This is a genomic window from Kitasatospora sp. NPDC091207 (assembly GCF_044768625.1).
Classification (GTDB): domain Bacteria; phylum Actinomycetota; class Actinomycetes; order Streptomycetales; family Streptomycetaceae; genus Kitasatospora.
This window is the reverse complement of the sequence record NZ_JBIVVS010000002.1, coordinates 421,231-437,581: the sequence shown is the minus strand read 5'-3', so window position 1 is coordinate 437,581 and position 16,351 is coordinate 421,231. Positions and strand designations below refer to the sequence as shown.

14 protein-coding genes are annotated in these 16,351 nt (G+C 73.2%); 8 read left to right on the top strand and 6 right to left on the bottom strand.

What is annotated here, in order from left to right:
• The first annotated feature begins 179 nt into the window (after positions 1 to 179).
• Both ACIQTO_RS06620 and ACIQTO_RS06615 read left to right on the top strand, forming a co-directional pair.
• Positions 180 to 923 carry an endonuclease/exonuclease/phosphatase family protein gene (locus ACIQTO_RS06620; protein WP_402383739.1) on the top strand — a complete coding sequence of 248 codons (744 nt, stop codon included), beginning with the start codon at positions 180 to 182 and terminating at the stop codon, positions 921 to 923.
• Between the two features lie 559 nt (positions 924 to 1,482).
• Positions 1,483 to 2,967 (top strand): trypsin-like serine protease, encoded by a 1,485-nt coding sequence (locus ACIQTO_RS06615; RefSeq protein WP_402383736.1) that lies wholly within the window; start codon positions 1,483 to 1,485, stop codon positions 2,965 to 2,967.
• Positions 2,968 to 3,077: 110 nt separating this feature from the next.
• On the opposite strand, the gene ACIQTO_RS06610 is transcribed toward ACIQTO_RS06615, so the two are convergent.
• A complete protein-coding gene (locus ACIQTO_RS06610) occupies positions 3,078 to 3,815 on the bottom strand; it encodes a hypothetical protein (protein ID WP_402383731.1) in 738 nt (245 codons plus the stop codon).
• Positions 3,816 to 3,825: 10 nt separating this feature from the next.
• Positions 3,826 to 4,620 carry an alpha/beta hydrolase gene (locus tag ACIQTO_RS06605; RefSeq protein WP_402383728.1) on the bottom strand — a complete coding sequence of 265 codons (795 nt, stop codon included), beginning with the start codon at positions 4,618 to 4,620 and terminating at the stop codon, positions 3,826 to 3,828.
• A gap of 201 nt (positions 4,621 to 4,821) precedes the next feature.
• On the opposite strand from ACIQTO_RS06605, the gene ACIQTO_RS06600 reads away from it, so the two are divergent.
• Genes ACIQTO_RS06600 through ACIQTO_RS06590 form a run of 3 tightly spaced genes read left to right on the top strand, consistent with a single transcriptional unit; the run spans position 4,822 to position 7,561 of the window.
• The gene (locus tag ACIQTO_RS06600) at positions 4,822 to 5,640 is read left to right on the top strand and encodes a lysophospholipid acyltransferase family protein (RefSeq protein ID WP_402383726.1); all 819 of its coding nucleotides are present in this window, start codon (positions 4,822 to 4,824) and stop codon (positions 5,638 to 5,640) included.
• A gap of 45 nt (positions 5,641 to 5,685) precedes the next feature.
• Positions 5,686 to 6,876 (top strand): MacS family sensor histidine kinase, encoded by a 1,191-nt coding sequence (gene macS / locus ACIQTO_RS06595; RefSeq protein ID WP_402383725.1) that lies wholly within the window; start codon positions 5,686 to 5,688, stop codon positions 6,874 to 6,876.
• Positions 6,869 to 7,561 (top strand): response regulator, encoded by a 693-nt coding sequence (locus tag ACIQTO_RS06590; protein WP_402383722.1) that lies wholly within the window; start codon positions 6,869 to 6,871, stop codon positions 7,559 to 7,561. Before macS ends, ACIQTO_RS06590 begins: the two co-directional genes overlap by 8 nt.
• A 70-nt stretch (positions 7,562 to 7,631) precedes the next feature.
• Here ACIQTO_RS06590 and ACIQTO_RS06585 read toward each other — a convergent pair whose 3' ends face one another.
• A complete protein-coding gene (locus ACIQTO_RS06585; RefSeq protein ID WP_402383720.1) occupies positions 7,632 to 9,566 on the bottom strand; it encodes an anthranilate synthase family protein in 1,935 nt (644 codons plus the stop codon).
• Between the two features lie 302 nt (positions 9,567 to 9,868).
• On the opposite strand from ACIQTO_RS06585, the gene ACIQTO_RS06580 reads away from it, so the two are divergent.
• Together ACIQTO_RS06580 and ACIQTO_RS06575 are read left to right on the top strand one after the other, a co-directional pair.
• Positions 9,869 to 11,206 (top strand): class II 3-deoxy-7-phosphoheptulonate synthase, encoded by a 1,338-nt coding sequence (locus tag ACIQTO_RS06580; protein WP_402383717.1) that lies wholly within the window; start codon positions 9,869 to 9,871, stop codon positions 11,204 to 11,206.
• A gap of 189 nt (positions 11,207 to 11,395) precedes the next feature.
• Positions 11,396 to 11,683: a bacterioferritin-associated ferredoxin gene (locus tag ACIQTO_RS06575; RefSeq protein ID WP_402383714.1), complete on the top strand. Its 288-nt coding sequence runs from the start codon at positions 11,396 to 11,398 to the stop codon at positions 11,681 to 11,683.
• A 16-nt stretch (positions 11,684 to 11,699) separates the two neighbouring features.
• On the opposite strand, the gene bfr is transcribed toward ACIQTO_RS06575, so the two are convergent.
• Complete coding sequence (gene bfr, locus ACIQTO_RS06570) at positions 11,700 to 12,179, bottom strand: bacterioferritin (protein WP_360184482.1); 480 nt, start codon at positions 12,177 to 12,179, stop codon at positions 11,700 to 11,702.
• A 218-nt stretch (positions 12,180 to 12,397) separates the two neighbouring features.
• Between bfr and ACIQTO_RS06565 the strand changes: the two genes are divergently transcribed.
• Positions 12,398 to 13,027, top strand: coding sequence for a sulfite oxidase-like oxidoreductase (locus ACIQTO_RS06565; RefSeq protein WP_402383711.1), 630 nt, complete (start codon positions 12,398 to 12,400; stop codon positions 13,025 to 13,027).
• 18 nt (positions 13,028 to 13,045) lie between these two features.
• On the opposite strand, the gene ACIQTO_RS06560 is transcribed toward ACIQTO_RS06565, so the two are convergent.
• Complete coding sequence (locus ACIQTO_RS06560; RefSeq protein WP_402383709.1) at positions 13,046 to 14,416, bottom strand: FAD-binding oxidoreductase; 1,371 nt, start codon at positions 14,414 to 14,416, stop codon at positions 13,046 to 13,048.
• A 141-nt stretch (positions 14,417 to 14,557) separates the two neighbouring features.
• On the bottom strand, positions 14,558 to 16,324 hold the full coding sequence (pknB, locus tag ACIQTO_RS06555; protein ID WP_402384262.1) for a Stk1 family PASTA domain-containing Ser/Thr kinase: 1,767 nt from the start codon (positions 16,322 to 16,324) through the stop codon (positions 14,558 to 14,560).
• Positions 16,325 to 16,351: the final 27 nt, after the last annotated feature.

Genomic DNA, 16,351 nt, shown 5'->3' with positions numbered 1-16,351 from the left:
GGCGCGGGGGGGGGGGGGGGGGGCGGGCGCCCCGGGGCGCCCCCCCCCCCGGCCCGCCGGGCGGCGGCGGGCCCCCCCCCCCCCCCCCCCCCCCCCCCCCCCCCGCCGCCGTCGTGTTCCGCCCCCGTCCGGCGGCCCGCTGTCGTACGGTCGTCACCGGACGAACGGGGAGGACCGCCATGACCGCCGGACCGACCGACCTGCCGCCGCCCGGACCGCGGCGGCTGCGGTTGCTCAGCTACAACATCCGTTCGCTGCGTGACGACCGGCATGCCCTCGTCCGGGTGATCCGGGCCTGCGAACCGGACGTGGTCTGCGTTCAGGAGTCGCCGCGCTACTGGCGCCCCGAGGGGCAGGCGGCCTGGCTGGCGCGGCAGACCGGCACCGTGGTGCTGGCCGGCGGCGGCCGGACCGCCGCCGGTCCGCTGCTGCTCGGCCGGCTCGGCGTGGATCTGCTCGCCGTCCACGACCGACTGCTGCCCAAGACCCGCGGGCTGCACGCGCGAGGCTTCGCGAGCGCGCTGGTCCGGGTGACCGGCTCGGCGCCCCTCACCGTCACCAGCTGCCATCTGAGCCTGGACGCCGAGGAGCGGTACGGCCAGTTCGAGCTGCTGCTCGACCAGCTGAGGTTCGCCGAACTCGGCGTCGTGGCAGGGGACTTCAATGAGCACCCGGACGGCACCGGCTGGCAGCTGCTGGCCGGCCGGCTGCAGGACGGCCACCTCGCGGCGCCCTGGGGTGGCACCTTCACGTCCGTCCCGGAGAACCCCTACCAGCGGATCGACGCCGTCTTCGCCACCCCCGGCGTCCGGGTGCTCGCCTGCGGAGTGCCGCACGGTCTGCCAGGCGTGACCGAGGCCGATCTGCGGGCCGCCACCGACCACCTGCCGGTGCTCGCCGTCCTGGAACTCCCGGCCGGCTGACCGCCGGGGCCGGGGGCCGCTCCGTCGCCGTGCCGGCACCGGTGCCGCCCGTGCGCCCCCGCGCGCTGGTGAACTTCCGGTCCTCCTGGGGTTCAGCCGATCTGAACAATCGTCATGTACGGGGCATTTCACACCGGTTGGCGGCGAAATTTCAGTGGTGACCTGCCGTCGACGGTCCCAGGGGTGGTATTTGTGTGAAGATCGATCCGGTGATGGGGGCTGTGGTCCTTCCACATCGCTGATCGGCGTGCCAGAAAACGGGGGCTTTGGCGTGATGAACGCAGATATCGGCAGGCGACCGCCGGACACCGAGGTGTCACCGGAGCTGACGCGCGCGACCGCGCCCGCGTCGGCCTGACCACCGGACGCGCGCCGCTCCAGGCGCCGTCCCCCGCTGCCCGACGGCGACGTACTCCCTCGGGCCGCCGTACGGCGATTCCGCACACCCCGCTCCGGCCGGCCCGGTCCGCATGCCCGGGCATCGGTCCGTCCGGGCGGGTACGCCCATGCCGTCGCCCCCCGATCCCCTCTCCCACCTCTGACCAAAGGTGATCGACAGATGCAGCTCAAGCGTCCACGTGCCGCGTGGATGACCAGCCTCCTCACCACCACCACCGCCGGCCTGCTGATCCTCGGCACGGTGCCCGCCGGTGCCGTCGCGGGCGACCCGGTGGCCGACGGCGGCTACTCCTTCTCGGCCAAGCTCGACATCGGCGAGGGCAAGCGCTCCTGCTCCGCGGCCCTGATCAATCCCACCTGGCTGATCACCGCCGCCAGCTGCTTCGCCGCCGACCCGGCCAACCCCTCGACCGTGACCGCCGGACGGCCGGCGGACAAGACCGTCGCCACCGTCGGCCGCGCCGACCTGGGCGGCACGGCCGGGAAGTCCGTCGAGGTGGTCGACCTCAAGCCCCGCGCGGACCGCGACCTCGTGCTGGCCCGGCTGGCCAGCCCGGTCTTCGGCGTCACCCCGGTGGCGCTCGCCACCGCCGCCCCGGCGGTCGGCGACACGCTGCGCGCCACCGGCTACGGCCGCACCGGCGACGAGTGGGTGCCGACCCGACTGCACAGCGCGGCCGTCACGGTGAAGTCCGCCGCGGCGACCACCGTCACCATCGCCCCCAAGGCCCCGGCCACCGGCGCGATCTGCAAGGGCGACACCGGCGGCCCGACCTTCAAGGAGAACGGCACCACCGCCGTCCTGGCGGGCGTCCACAGCCTCTCCTGGCAGGGCGGCTGCTTCGGCTCCACCGAGACCCGCACCGACGCGGTCGAGACCCGGGTCGACGACATCCGCCAGTGGATCGCCGACAGCTCCTCGACCGACCAGGCCCTGCTCGCGCCCGACACCAAGCTGGCCTCCGGCCAGACCCTCGCGGGCCGTGACCTGCAGCTGACCATGGGGTCGGACGGCAACCTGACCATCACCCACAAGGGCATCCCGAACGGCGTGATCTGGGCGACCGGCACCGGCGGCAACCCCGGCGCCTACGCCTGGCTGCAGCCCGACGGCAACTTCGTCGTCTACACGGCCGACAACCGGCCGATCTGGAACACCGCCACCTGGACCTCGGGGGGCAACTACCTGAGCCTCCAGGACGACGGCAACCTCGTCGTCTACAAGAAGGACGGCGGCCCGCTCGCGGGCAACGCGGTGTGGGGCTCCGGCTCGACCCGGATCGGGAACACCATCACCTCCGGCCAGCCGGTCTGGTCCGCGCAGTGGGCCGAGGCCAGGTCGACCGTGCTGATCATGCAGCGGGACGGCAACCTCGCCGTGTACCGCAAGAGCGACGGCGCCTACCTGTGGGGCACCGGCACGTACACCAGCACCTCCGGGTACTTCGTCATGCAGAGCGACGGCAACGCGGTCGTCTACCCGGCGGGCCAGGGCAACGGCGTCGGCTCGGTGTGGAACTCCGCCACCTGGTGGAGCGCGGGCGCGTTCATGAAGCTCCAGGACGACGGCAACCTCGTCATCTACAAGAAGGAGGGCGGCGAGGGCGTCGGCGGTGCGATCTGGAGCACCAACACCTTCGCCTGATCCACTCCGGTGGTGCCCCGCGTCCGCCGCTCCACGGCGGACGCGGGGCGTCCCGCAGGACCGGCCCCCCGCCTGCCCGGGCGACCGGGGGGAGGGGGCCGGGGCCGGCGTCAGACGACGGCGCCGCCGTGCGGGTCCTCCGGCTCGTCCTCGTCGCGCTCCTTCATCCGGGCCACCAGGGTGACGAAGCCGCCGAGGAAGGCGGTCACGCCGACCCAGGCCGGCCAGCCGGACACCTCGCGCCAGACCACCGCGTCGAACAGCAGCAGGGCCGGCCCGCCGAGCACCGCGAGCCAGGCGAACTTGGCGGTGACGTCGGCGGCGGGCAGCGGCGGCGGCTCCGGCGGGACGAAGTGACCCTCGTCCGTCTCCTCGGTCAGCTCGAAGTCGCGCGGTCCCGAGCCGGCGGCGGGCATCACCGGCCGGGTGGAGCGCGGCCGGGGCTGCGGCGCCAGGTCGGCGAGGTCGTCCGGGTCGGCGTGCCGGTCGGCGCCCTCCTTGAAGCCGCCCTTGACGTCGCCGCGCGCCCGGAGGTCCTCGACCTCGGGCCACTTCGGGTTGTTGAGGTCGACGGGGTCGTCGAACTGGGCGACCAGGGCGGCGAAGATCTCGTCCTGCTCGGCCTGGCTGCGCTCGGGCGCACGCCGCACCCGGGGCGGTTCCGGTGCCGGGGCGGCCTCCGCGGCCTCCCCGGTGGCGCCCCCGCCCTTCACGCCCTCGGCCTTCACGCCGTCCGCCTTCACCCCGTCGGCCTTGGCGGCCTCGGCCTTCGCGGCGTCCGCCTTCGTGTTCTCCGCGTCCTCGCGGGGCGCCTCGTCCTCGCCGCCCGCCGTGCTGCTCTCGTGCACTTCCGGCCCTTCAGCCTTGGTGATCGTCGGATTCGACCCGGGTGACGCCCGCCGCGTGTGCGGGAGCCAGCCGTCGGATGAAGTCCTGGCCGGCCGCGAATATTTCCGCCGCGTCGTGGTCCAGCGTCGCGACGTGGTAGCTGCGCTGGCACAACCGCTCCGTCACGTCGGTCGAGGATATCCGGGCCAGCACCAGTTCCGAGTTGGCCGGGGAGACCACGTGGTCCTGCGGACTGTGGAAGAGCAGCACCGGCTGGGTCACCTGCGGGAGCCGGCGCTGGACGTCCTTCCAGAGCCGGGCCAGCGACCAGGCCGCGTGCAGCGGCGTCCGGTCGTAGCCGACCTCGGCCGAGCCCGGCCGGGCGATGTCACCGGCGATCCCGGGCAGGCTCGGCACCAGGTGGCGCAGCACCGGGAGCAGCACGCTCGCGGGGTTGTCGGAACGCACGGACGGGTTGACCAGCACCAGTCCGGACACCACCGGGCCGTGCAGCGCGGCCAGCCGCAGGGCCAGCGCCCCGCCCATCGACAGCGCGAGGACGAAGACCCGCTCGCACTCGGCGGCCAGCGCCAGCAGCTCCCGCTCGACCTCCGCGTACCAGTCCTCCCAGCGGGTGACCTGCATGTCCTGCCAGCGGGTGCCGTGGCCGGGCAGCAGCGGCAGCGAGACGGTGAACCCGGCCGCCGCGAGCTCCTCGGCCCACGGGCGCAGCGACTGCGGCGAGCCGGTGAACCCGTGGCAGAGCAGGACGCCCACCGGCCCGCCCCGGTGGCGGTACGGTTCGGCACCGGGCAGCAGCGGCATGACGGGCTCCTTCGCGGGCGGCGGCGCGTTGGCACGGGGTACGGCGGAACGGCGGGCTGCGGAAACCGCATCGTCCCACGCGCCCGCACGCGTCGTACACCCCGTGCCGGACCTGCCGGACACCCCGGCGGGGCGGGGCGGGGCGCGGGCGGTGGCCGCGGGGCATTAGGATCGACCGGTCCGCATAACAGGAGGCCCGGGTTGTTCTACCGACTGATGAAGATGATCGTCGCGCCACTGCTTCGGATCTTCTTCCGGCCGTGGATCGAGGGTGAGGAGAACATCCCCACCGAGGGTGCCGCGATCATCGCGAGCAACCACCTCTCCTTTTCGGACTCCTTCTTCTTCCCCGCGCTGATCAAGCGGCGGGTGACCTTCATCGCCAAGGCGGAGTACTTCAACACGCCGGGCCTGAAGGGCAAGCTGACGGCGGCCTTCTTCAAGGGCGTCGGCCAGCTGCCGGTGGACCGCTCGGGCGTGCGCGGCGCCGGCGAGGCGGCGATCCGCAGCGCCATCGCGGTGCTGGAGCGCGGTGAGCTGTTCGGCGTCTACCCGGAGGGCACCCGCTCGCCCGACGGCAAGCTGTACCGCGGCAAGGTCGGCGGTCTGGCCCGCGTCGCGCTGGCCACCGGGGCTCCGGTGATCCCGGTCGCGATGATCGACACCGAGAAGGTGCAGCCGCCCGGCCAGGTCGTCCCCAACTTCGGTACCCGTCCCGGTATCCGGATCGGCCGCCCGCTGGACTTCTCCCGCTACCACGGCATGGAGAACGACCGCTTCATCCTCCGTTCGGTGACGGACGAGGTGATGTACGAGATCATGCGGCTCTCCGGCCAGGAGTACGTGGACATCTACGCGACCGCCGCCAAGCGGCAGATCGCCGACGACAAGAAGCGCGCCGACGCCGAGCGCAAGGCCGTCCAGAAGGCCGAGCAGGCCGCCGCCAAGGCTGAGAAGGCCGAAGCGGAGAAGGCCCAGAAGGCCGCTGAGCAGGACCAGAAGGAGAGCGGGCCGGCCTAGGGCGACGAGCCCTGGGCCACGCCCGCCCGGGGGAGGGGCGCGGAGATGACGGACGGCAGCAGAGCCGGGGCGGTCGGCGGAGCGGTCGCGGCCGGCGGCATGTCCGTCGAACTGCCGCTCTGGCGGGCCATCTCGTTCTTCCGGGTGCTCGCGCTCTGCTACGCGGTGCTGCGCTACCTCAACTCCTACCTGGAGTTCCTGCACCCCGTCGCCGGCTGGATCTACCTCGGCGCGCTGACGCTGTGGACGCTGGCCAGTACCCGTGCCTTCGCCGGACCGCAGCGCTGCACCTGGTACGTGCTCGGCACCGACCTCACCCTCGTCGTCACCGGCATCGTGATGAGCGGGCTGATCGACGACCCGGCCCGGATCGGCCACGGCGCGCCCACCCTGCCCACCATCTGGGCGGCCGGCACCGTCCTGGGCTTCGCGGGCCGGGGCGGCTGGCGCTGGGCGGCGGCGGCCGGGTCGGTCATCGGCGTGGCCAACATCCTCGGTCACGGCGGTCCGACCGGCGACAACATCCACAACATCGTGCTGCTGATGGTGGCCGGTTGCGCGATCGGTTACGTCATCGAACTCGCCCGCGCCAGCGAGGCGACGCTGACCCGGGCGCTCCAGGTCGAGGCCGCGAACCGGGAGCGCGAGCGGCTGTCCCGGGACATCCACGACGGGGTGCTCCAAGTGCTCGCCCTGGTCCAGCGCCGCGGCGGCGAGCAGGGCACCGGCCGGGGGGCGGACTTCGCCGAGCTCGGCCGGCTGGCCGGCGAGCAGGAGCGCGCGCTGCGGGCCCTGATGAGCGGCGGCCCGCTGCCCGCCCAGCGTGCGCCGCTGGAGCCGCAGGACCTCCGCACCCTGCTCGGCCCCTACGCGGACGAGCGGATCACGCTCTCCGCCCCCGGCACCCCGGTGCTGCTGCCCGGACCGGAGGCCGGCGAGCTGGCCGCCGCCGTCGGCGCCGCGGTGGACAACGTCCGCCGGCACGCCGGGCCCGGGGCGCACGCCTGGATCCTGTTGGAGGACGAGCCGCAGGCCGTCACGGTCAGCGTCCGCGACGACGGTCCGGGCTTCCCGCCCGGCCGGCTCGGTGAGGCGGAGCGGGCGGGCCGGCTCGGCGTCTCGCAGTCGATCCGCGGCAGGCTGCTGGACCTCGGCGGCACGGCCGAGCTGTACTCGGTGCCCGGCGAAGGTGTCGAGGTCGAACTGCGCGTCCCCAGGAAGGGTGCTGATGACTGATCAGTCGACGGCCGGCCGGTCGCCGGACCGGCCGGTCCGGGTCATGGTGGTGGACGACCACCCGATGTGGCGCGACGCCGTCTCGCGCGATCTCGCCGAGGCCGGGCTGGACGTGGTGGCCACCGCCGGGGACGGCGAGGAGGCCGTCCGCCGGGCCCGGGCCTGCGCCCCGCAGGTGGTGGTGCTGGACCTCAACCTGCCCGGCCTGTCCGGCGCCGAGGCGTGCCGTCAGGTGGTCGCCCAGGACCCTTCGGTGCGCGTCCTGGTGCTCTCCGCGAGCGGTGAGCACGCGGACGTGCTGGAGGCGGTGAAGTCCGGTGCGACCGGCTACCTGGTGAAGTCGGCCGGCCGCGAGGAACTGCTGGACGCGGTGCGCCGGACCGCCGTCGGCGACGCGGTCTTCACCCCGGGCCTGGCCGGCCTGGTGCTCGGCGAGTTCCGCCGGCTGGCGGCCGAGCCCGCCGCCGCGACGGCCCCCGCCGCCCCGCAGCTGACCGCGCGGGAGACCGAGGTGCTGCGGCTGGTCGCCAAGGGCCTGTCCTACCGGCAGATCGCCGACCGGTTGGTGCTCTCCCACCGCACGGTGCAGAACCACGTCCAGAACACCCTCGGCAAGCTCCAGTTGCACAACCGGGTCGAGCTGGTCCGGTACGCGATCGAGCAGGGTCTGGACGACGAGATCTGACCCGACCGCCGCGGTGGTCCGGGTGGGGCGTGCCGTCCGGCGCGCCCCACCCGGGGCCTCTGCCGGGGGCTCAGCCGCGGATGCCGGCGGCCGCCCGGAGCAGCTCGGCGACGATCCCGACGCCGTCCCGGGTGAGCACCGACTCCGGGTGGAACTGCAGGCCGGCGAAGCCGGGGCCGCGCAGCGCGTGGACGTCGCCGGTCAGTTCGTCCCGGGAGACCTCGACGCCCTCGGCGGCGAGCCGGGCGGCGTCCTCGTCCGAGCAGCGCGCGGTGAAGGTGTTGTAGAAGCCCACCGTCTGCCGGGCGCCGAAGAGTTCGACCGTCTCCTGCGCGCCCTGGTGGGGTACCGCCTTGCGGGCCAGCGGCAGGCCGAGCACCTCCGCGAGCAGCTGGTGGCTCAGGCAGACGGCGAGCAGCGGCGCGGTGCGGGCGCCGGAGCGGACGGCGGCGAGCGCGTCGGCGACGATCGGGCGCAGCACGGCCATCTTGGGGTCGTCGGCGGCGGCCGGGTCGCCCGGGCCGGGGCCGAGCACCAGCGGGCCGGGGTGGGCGGCGACCCGCTCGCGCAGGCCGGACTCGTCGAACCGGACCACGCTGACCCGGTGCCCGAGCGAGGTCAGCAGGTGGGAGAGCATCGAGGTGAAGGTGTCCTCGCCGTCCACCACCAGGGTCGGCTCGGCCCGGGTGACCCGGGCCGGCTCCTGCATCCGCAGCCAGAACGGGGCGAGGTCGGCGCGCCGGGCGTCCAGCGCGGCCTGGACCCGGTGGTCGTCGCCGAGCCGCGGGCCGGTGGGGTTCGGCACCCGGGCGGCGGCCGGGCGGGCGCCGATCGCGGTGAGCACTCCGGCGGCCTTGGCGTGGGTCTCGGCGACCTCGGACTCCGGATCGGAGTGGCGGACCAGGGTCGCGCCGACCCGGACCACCAGCCGGCCGGTGGCCGGGTCGATGTCGGCGGTGCGGATGCAGATCGGGGAGTCCAGCTGCTGGCCGCCGCTGGCCGAGCGGCCGATCAGGGCGAGGGCGCCGGCGTAGTAGCCGCGCCCGCCGCGCTCGTAGCGGCTGATCACCCGGGTGGCGTTCTGGACCGGGCTGCCGGTGACGGTGGCGGCGAACATGGTCTCCTTCAGCACCTCCCGGACGTCCAGCGAGGTGCGCCCGCGCAGCTCGTACTCGGTGTGCGCGAGGTGGGACATCTCCTTCAGCCGGGGGCCGAGCACCTGGCCGCCGAGGTCGCCCACGGTGCACATCATCTTGAGTTCCTCGTCGACCACCATGGTGAGCTCCTCCAGCTCCTTGGGGTCGCGGAGGAAGGCGAGCAGCGAGTCGATGTCGGAGCCGGCGGCCGGATAGCGGTAGGTGCCGGAGATCGGGTTCATCACGACGGTGCCGCCGCTCTGCCGGACGTGCACCTCGGGGGAGGCGCCGACCAGGACGCGTTCCCCGGTGTGCACCAGGAAGGTCCAGTAGGCGCCGCGCTCCTGTTCGAGCAGCCGGCGGAAGAGCGTCAGCGCGAGCGCGGGGGAGTAGTCCTCCAGGGTGGCGGTGAAGTCGCGCCGGATCACGAAGTTGGCGCCCTCGCCGCGTCCGATCTCGTCCCTGATCACCCGGCGCACGATGTCGGCGTACTCCTGGTCGTCGATGTCGAAGGCGCCGTCGGTCAGCGCGACCGGTACCCGCGGGAGCGCCGGGAGCAGCTCGGCCAGCGGGAGGGCGTACTGCTCGGTCACCGCGAGGGCCTGCAGCGGGGTGGCGTCGTCCACCGCCTCGAAGCCGCGCTCGCGGATCTGCCGGAACGGGACGAGCGCGAGCAGGTCGTGCACCGGGCCGTCGGCCGGCACGCCGTCGCGCACCGGCAGGTCGGCGAGGCGTTCGTGACTGTCGACGGTGCCCAGCAGCACCTCGACGGTGTCCGGGGCGAGCCGGGGGGCGCGGCGGTGCAGCAGGGCGAAGGCCGGGGCGTCGGGGCCGGTGAGGCGGGCGAGCAGGTCGGCTGCGGTGGTCACGGTGGCGGCTTCCTTCCGGGGAGGGCGGGGTGTGGTGCTCGGGGTTCCGCTCCCGGGAGGGCCGTCCGCGCAAACGCCGACGGCCGCCCCGAGGGGCGGCCGTCGTGTTCGTCTAGGAACGCGGGATCTGTGGGCCACCCAAGGGGTCGACCCACCACCAGGAGGAGGTGTGCGGCGCGTTCATGGGTCGAGAGTAGCGGATCCGGCGGGCGGCGTGAGACGCCTCACACGATTGTCCACCACGCGTCTCACCCAGCGAGCGGCGGTCACAAATCGGTTGTCCCACCCCGTAGCCTTGCCGTGTGACCGTGACGAATCCCCACCCCTGGCAGTCCCTGCCCGCGGCGCAGCAGCCTGAATGGCCGGACCACGAGGCTCTGCGCAAGACCCTTGCGGAGCTCGCCTCCTATCCGCCGCTCGTCTTCGCCGGCGAGTGCGACCAGCTGCGCGCCCGGCTCGGTGCCGTCGCGCGTGGTGAGGCGTTCCTCCTGCAGGGCGGTGACTGCGCCGAGGCCTTCGACGGTGTCTCGGCCGAGCACATCCGCAACAAGCTGAAGACCCTGCTGCAGATGGCCGCCGTACTCACGTACGCCGCTTCCGTCCCCGTGGTGAAGGTCGGCCGGATCGCCGGCCAGTACTCCAAGCCGCGTTCCAAGTCGACCGAGACCCGCGACGGCGTGACCCTGCCGGTCTACCGCGGCGACTCGGTGAACGGCTTCGACTTCACCCCCGAGTCCCGCAACCCGGACCCGGAGCGCCTGAAGCGGATGTACAACGCCTCCGCCGCGACGCTCAACCTGGTCCGCGCCTTCACCACCGGTGGGTACGCCGACCTGCGCCAGGTGCACGCCTGGAACCAGGACTTCGTGCGCAACTCGCCGGCCGGCCAGCGCTACGAGCAGCTCGCCCGCGAGATCGACAACGCGCTGGCGTTCATGAACGCCTGCGGCGTGGCGCCGGAGGAGTTCAGGACCGTCGAGTTCTACTCCTCGCACGAGGCGCTGATCCTCGACTACGAGACCGCGCTGACCCGGGTGGACTCGCGGACCGGCGAGCTGTACGACGTCTCCGGCCACATGGTCTGGATCGGTGAGCGGACCCGTCAGCTGGACCACGCGCACATCGAGTTCGCGTCCAAGATCCGCAACCCGATCGGGGTGAAGCTCGGCCCGACCACCTCGGTCGACGAGGCGCTCACCCTGATCGAGAAGCTGGACCCGGAGCGCGAGCCCGGCCGGCTCACCTTCATCACCCGGATGGGCGCGGGCAAGATCCGCGAGCACCTGCCCACCCTGGTGGAGAAGGTCACCGCCTCCGGCGCGCAGCCGGTCTGGATCTGCGACCCGATGCACGGCAACACCTTCGAGGCCTCCAGCGGCCACAAGACCCGCCGCTTCGACGACGTGCTCGACGAGGTCAAGGGCTTCTTCGAGGTGCACCGCGGACTGGGCACCCACCCGGGCGGCATCCACGTGGAGCTGACCGGCGACGACGTCACCGAGTGCGTCGGCGGCGGCGACGAGGTGCTGGTCGACGACCTGCACCAGCGCTACGAGACGGCCTGCGACCCGCGGCTCAACCGCAGCCAGTCGCTCGACCTGGCCTTCCTGGTGGCCGAGATGTACCGCGGCGGCAACTGAGCCTTCGCGTCCCGGCGGGCCCCGCGGCCGGCCCCGATGTGACGAAAGCCCCTCCGGATTCGGGATTCCCGAGCCCGGAGGGGCTTTTTCCTGCCCGGATCGCCGGGTAAGGTGAGGCTTAGTGAGCTAAGGCATGCCTTAGTCAAGATCGATTCGAGCCAGTCGCCACGCCACCCCGGGAGAGCCGCGATGTACGTGTGCATGTGCCATGCGGTCACCGAGGCCCAGGTGAAGAAGGAGATCGACGCGGGTGCCAACACCCCGCGCCAGATCGCGCGGGGCTGCAGGGCCGGCACCGACTGCGGCTCCTGCGTGCGCCGGATCCAGGCGCTGCTCGGCGAGCACGGCGCGCGGCCCTGCCCGACCGCCCGGCTGGCGGCCAAGCTGGGGCTCGCCGACTCGGAGGCGGAGGCCGCCCCGCAGGGCGGTGCCCAGGCCCCGGCCGCGCTGCCGGTCCGGTCGCTGCGCGCGGCCTGAGGGCACGGCCGGGGGGTCAGGACTCCGGCTGCTCGATCAGCTGGGCCAGGTAGAGCGCCTCCCCGAGCTTCTCCAGCAGTTCCAGCTGGGTGTCGAGGTAGTCGATGTGGTGCTCCTCGTCGGCCAGGATGTCCTCGAAGATGTTCGCCGAGGTGACGTCGTTCTTGGCCCGCATCACCACGATCCCGCGCTTCAGCCGGTCGATCGCCTCGACCTCGACCTGCCGGTCGGCCTCGAACATCTCTTTGACGGTCTGGCCGATCCGGACGTGGAAGAGCCGCTGGTAGTTGGGCAGCCCGTCCAGGAAGAGGATCCGGTCGGTGAGGGTCTCGGCGTGCTTCATCTCGTCGAAGGACTCGTGGCGGGTGTACTTGGCGAGCTTCGTCCAGCCGAAGTTCTCCTGCATCTTCGCGTGCAGGAAGTACTGGTTGATGGCGGTCAGCTCGGCGGTGAGCTGCTCGTTGAGGAATTCGATGACCTCTGCGTCGCCCTTCATGGCGGTGCCTTCCTGCTTCGCGTCCGGGAATCACGGCCGTACCCACCGGCTGCACGCATCCTGGCACCGCGCCGGGGCGAAATTCCAGTAAGTTCACACTCAGTAGGACATGTGTCGGAATATCCGATTTGGGCGTTCAATGAGCCGTCCGGGCGGGGCGTGCGATGCCCGAAAGGGGCGTGCGTCGGGCGTTGTCCGCCGTCTGTCACCATGGAGCCATGGGTCAGTCCGAACAAGAACCACTTCCGCCGTCTGACCCGAGGCTCCCTCCGGGCCAGCGGACGCAACGCGGCTGGCCCGCCCTGCACTACGGGCCCGTGCCCCGCTTCAAGCCGCTGACCTGGGACTTCCAGGTGTTCGGTGCCACCGCCTCGGCGGAGAAGCACCGGTGGGACTTCGCCGGCTTCAACACGCTGCCCCGCACGACCGTCCGCGCCGACTTCCACTGCGTGACCAAGTTCTCGATTCTCGGCAGCGAGTGGACCGGCGTGTCGGCCTCCGTCGTGCTGGAGCGGGTGCCTCCGGCGCCCGGTGTCACCCATGTGATGGTCTGGGCCGAGTACGGCTACAGCGCCAACCTGCGGCTGGCCGACTTCGCCGACCCGGCGACGCTCTTCGCCACCCACCGCAACGGCGAGCCGCTCACCGCCGAGCACGGCTTCCCCGTCCGCCTGGTCGTCCCGCACCTCTACGCCTGGAAGGGGCCCAAGTGGGTGCGGGCGGTCGAGTACATGCGGGCGGACCGGCGCGGCTTCTGGGAGGAGCGCGGCTACCACAACCTGGCCGACCCGTGGCGCGAGCAGCGCTTCTCCTACCAGGAGGAGCCGGGCGACGGCCCGCTGCGGTAGCCGGGACGGGCGGGACGGTCAGGGCCGGATGTTCTGGTTCAGGTGGAACAGGTTGCCCGGGTCGTACCGCTGTTTCAGCTCCGCCAGGCGGGCGTAGTTGCCCCGGTAGTTGGCCTCGATCCGGTGCTGGTCGTCGTGGTCCATGAAGCCGATGTAGCCGCCCTCGTCGGAGTGCGGGGCGAGCGCGTCGTAGTAGTCGCGCACCCACGCGGTGTTCGCCGTGTCGTCGGCCGGGTCCGGCCAGACCCCGACGATCACGGTGGCGAAGGTCGCCTCCCGGTGCGCGAAGGCCGTCGCGGCGGCCGGCACCCGGTGGCAGGCGCCGTTGATCGGGTAGATGTGCACCGCCGAGTGGACCGTGGGCACCAGCGGGCCGTGCTCGGTGTGCACGGCGATCGCCCCGTCCGTCAGCTCGCTCGCGAAGACGCCCTTCCAGTACTGCTGGAGACCGGGCGGCAGCAGCGGGTCGAAGGCGGCCCCGAACGCCGGGTACGGCACCGGACCCACCCCCTCGGCGACCACCGGCGCCGCGTCCCGCAGCGGGGCCAGCACCGCCTCGGCCCGCTCCGGCGGCCCGGACCAGCACGGCACCAGCAGGATGAACGGGTCGCCGACCCGGTCCTCCGGGATGAACGGCAGCGGCGGCGCGAGGTGGAACCCGGGGAAGAGGCCCAGCTGCTCGGGGGCCTCCCGGACGTACTCGCGGTAGAACCGCAGCACCTCGGCCGCGTGCTCCAGCTCGTAGACGAACGGCCCGGCGACCACGTCCTTGACCGGGCTCAGCCGGTACTCGAAGGACGTCACCACGCCGAAGTTGCCGCCGCCGCCGCGCAGCGCCCAGAAGAGGTCCGGCTCCTGCTCCGCGCTCACCGTCCGGAACCTCCCGTCCGCGGTGACCACGTCGGCCGAGAGCAGGTTGTCGCAGCTCAGCCCGAGTCCCCGGGCGAGGTGGCCGAAGCCGCCGTTGAGGGTCAGCCCGGCGATGCCGGTGGTGGAGATGATCCCGCCGGTCACCCCGAGGCCGAAGGCGTACCCGGCGTCGTTGAGGTCGCCCCAGGTGACGCCGCCCTCGCAGCGGGCCGTCCGGCCCACCGGGTCGATCCGGACACCGCGCCGGTCGGCGAAGTCGATCACCAGGCCGTCGTCGCAGGTGCCGTAGCCGGGCGCGCTGTGGGCGCCGCCGCGCACCGCGAGCTCCAGCGCGTTCTCCCGGGCGAAGTCGACGGCGGCCATCACGTCCCCGGTGTTGGCCACCCGGACGACCGCCGCCGGCCGGCGGTCCACCATGCCGTTGTAGACCCGGCGGGCCTGCTCGTAGCCCTCGTCCGCGGGGGTGATCACCGCGCCCCGGACACGCTCCCTCAAGCCGTCGACGGCTGGTCCGCCCATCACGACCACATCCTCGGGTACCGGCCGCCGCGCAGCCCCGTCCGGAGATCCCGGCGCCGCAGCCCTCCTGACCGTGGCAGGCGGGGCCGGGCAGGCCTGGTTCCACGCTACGCCGGGTGACCCCAAGCCTGGGCAAAATCCTTAGAGGAAGGGGAAGTTGACCGTCACCACGGAGCGCTGCGGGCGGCGCTCGCCCGCCGCGGGGGACTGGCTGGAGACCTTGCCGGTGCCGAACAGGTTGACGCCGCTGCTCTGCATCGCGAAACCGGCGGCCTGCAGCGCCTTCGCCGCGTCGTCCTTGGACATCCCGGTGACGTCCGGGACGGGCACCATGCCCTTGCTGACCACCAGCGAGACCGGGGTGTTCTCCGCCACCTGCTGCCCGGCCACCGGCGAGCTGCTGATCACCGAGCCCTCCGGCACGGTGTCGTGGTACGTCTCGGTGACACTGCCGCGGGCGAGCTGGGCCCCGGCCAGGGCGGCGGCGGCCTGCTCGGCGGGCCGGCCCACCAGGTCGGGCACGGCGATCCGCTTCGGCCCCCGGGAGACGGTGACGGCGACGGTGTCGCTCTTGCGGGCCCGCGCGCCGACCCCGGGGTCGGTGGAGATGACCTGTCCGGCCGGGACGCTCTCGCTGTACACCTCGGTGAACCGCCCGTGCATCCCCGCGCCGTCCAGGACCCGCTGCGCCTCGGCGCGGTCCTTGCCGATCACGCCGGGCACCGTCGCGTACAGCGCGCCGGAGAGCGCGTAGGTGGTGCCGCCGACCAGCAGCACCACGGCCGTCAGGACGCTCGTCCAGATCAGCGGCTTGCGCGGGAGGCGGCGCCACCGGCCCGGGCGCCGGGTGCGCACCGGCGGCGGCTCGTCGTAGGGGCGCGGCTCGGTGAGCAGCTGCTCCATCACCTCCGGCGGGACGTCCAGCACACTGGTGCGCTCGACCGGGGGCGCCGCGACGGCCGGCCGGATCACCGAGGTCGGCTCGCTGGTCGGGTACCGCGGGCTGGGCCGGGTGGAGGCCGGCGGCTCGGCGTCCAGCTGGGTCGGGGTGAGCGCGCGGCGGACCCGCTGGAGGGCGGCCAGCAGCTCGACCGCGTCGTACGGGCGGGCCCGCGGGTCGCGCGCGCAGGCCCCGGCCACTATCGCGTCCAGTTCGGGGACGACGCTCGGCACGGTCAGCGAGGGCGCCGGGACGTCCTCGTGCAGGTGGCGGTACATGACCTGGACCGGGTTCTCGCCGGTGTGCGGGCGGTGGCCGGTGAGCATCTCGTACAGCAGGATGCCGGCCGCGTAGACGTCCACCCGCTGGTCCGTCCCGGCGCCGGGACGGATCTGTTCGGGGGCCAGGTAGGAGACGGTGCCGAGGACGGTGCCGGTGGTCGCGGTGCCGGAGCTCGCCGCGCCGTCGCCAGCGTTCAGTACCCGGACCAGGCCGAAGTCGGCGACCTTGACCAGGCCGCCGTCGGTGATCAGCACGTTCTCCGGCTTGACGTCGCGGTGCACCAGGCCGGCCCGGTGGGCGGCGCCGAGTGCGGCGAGCACCGGCTCCAGGATGTCCAGGGCGGCCCGGATGGACAGGGCACCCCGGTCGCGGAGCAGGTCGCGCAAGGTCCCGCCGGGCACGTACTCCATCGCGAGGAACACGTTGGCGCCGTCCGCGCCCTGGTCGAAGACATTGACCACATTGGGGTGCGCGAGCCGGGCCACCGCCTTGGCCTCGCGGATGAACCGGCCGGTGAAGTCCTGGTCGCCGGCGAGCGAGGGGTGCATCACCTTGACCGCCACGACCCGGTCGAGCCGGGTGTCGGTGCCCCGGTAGACGGTGGACATCCCGCCGGCCGCGATGCGCTCCTCGACCCGGTACCGGCCGTCGAGCAGAGTACCGATCAGCGGGTCGTGCAGTGCCATGTCCACCTGGCGAGTCTAGGGCCCGGG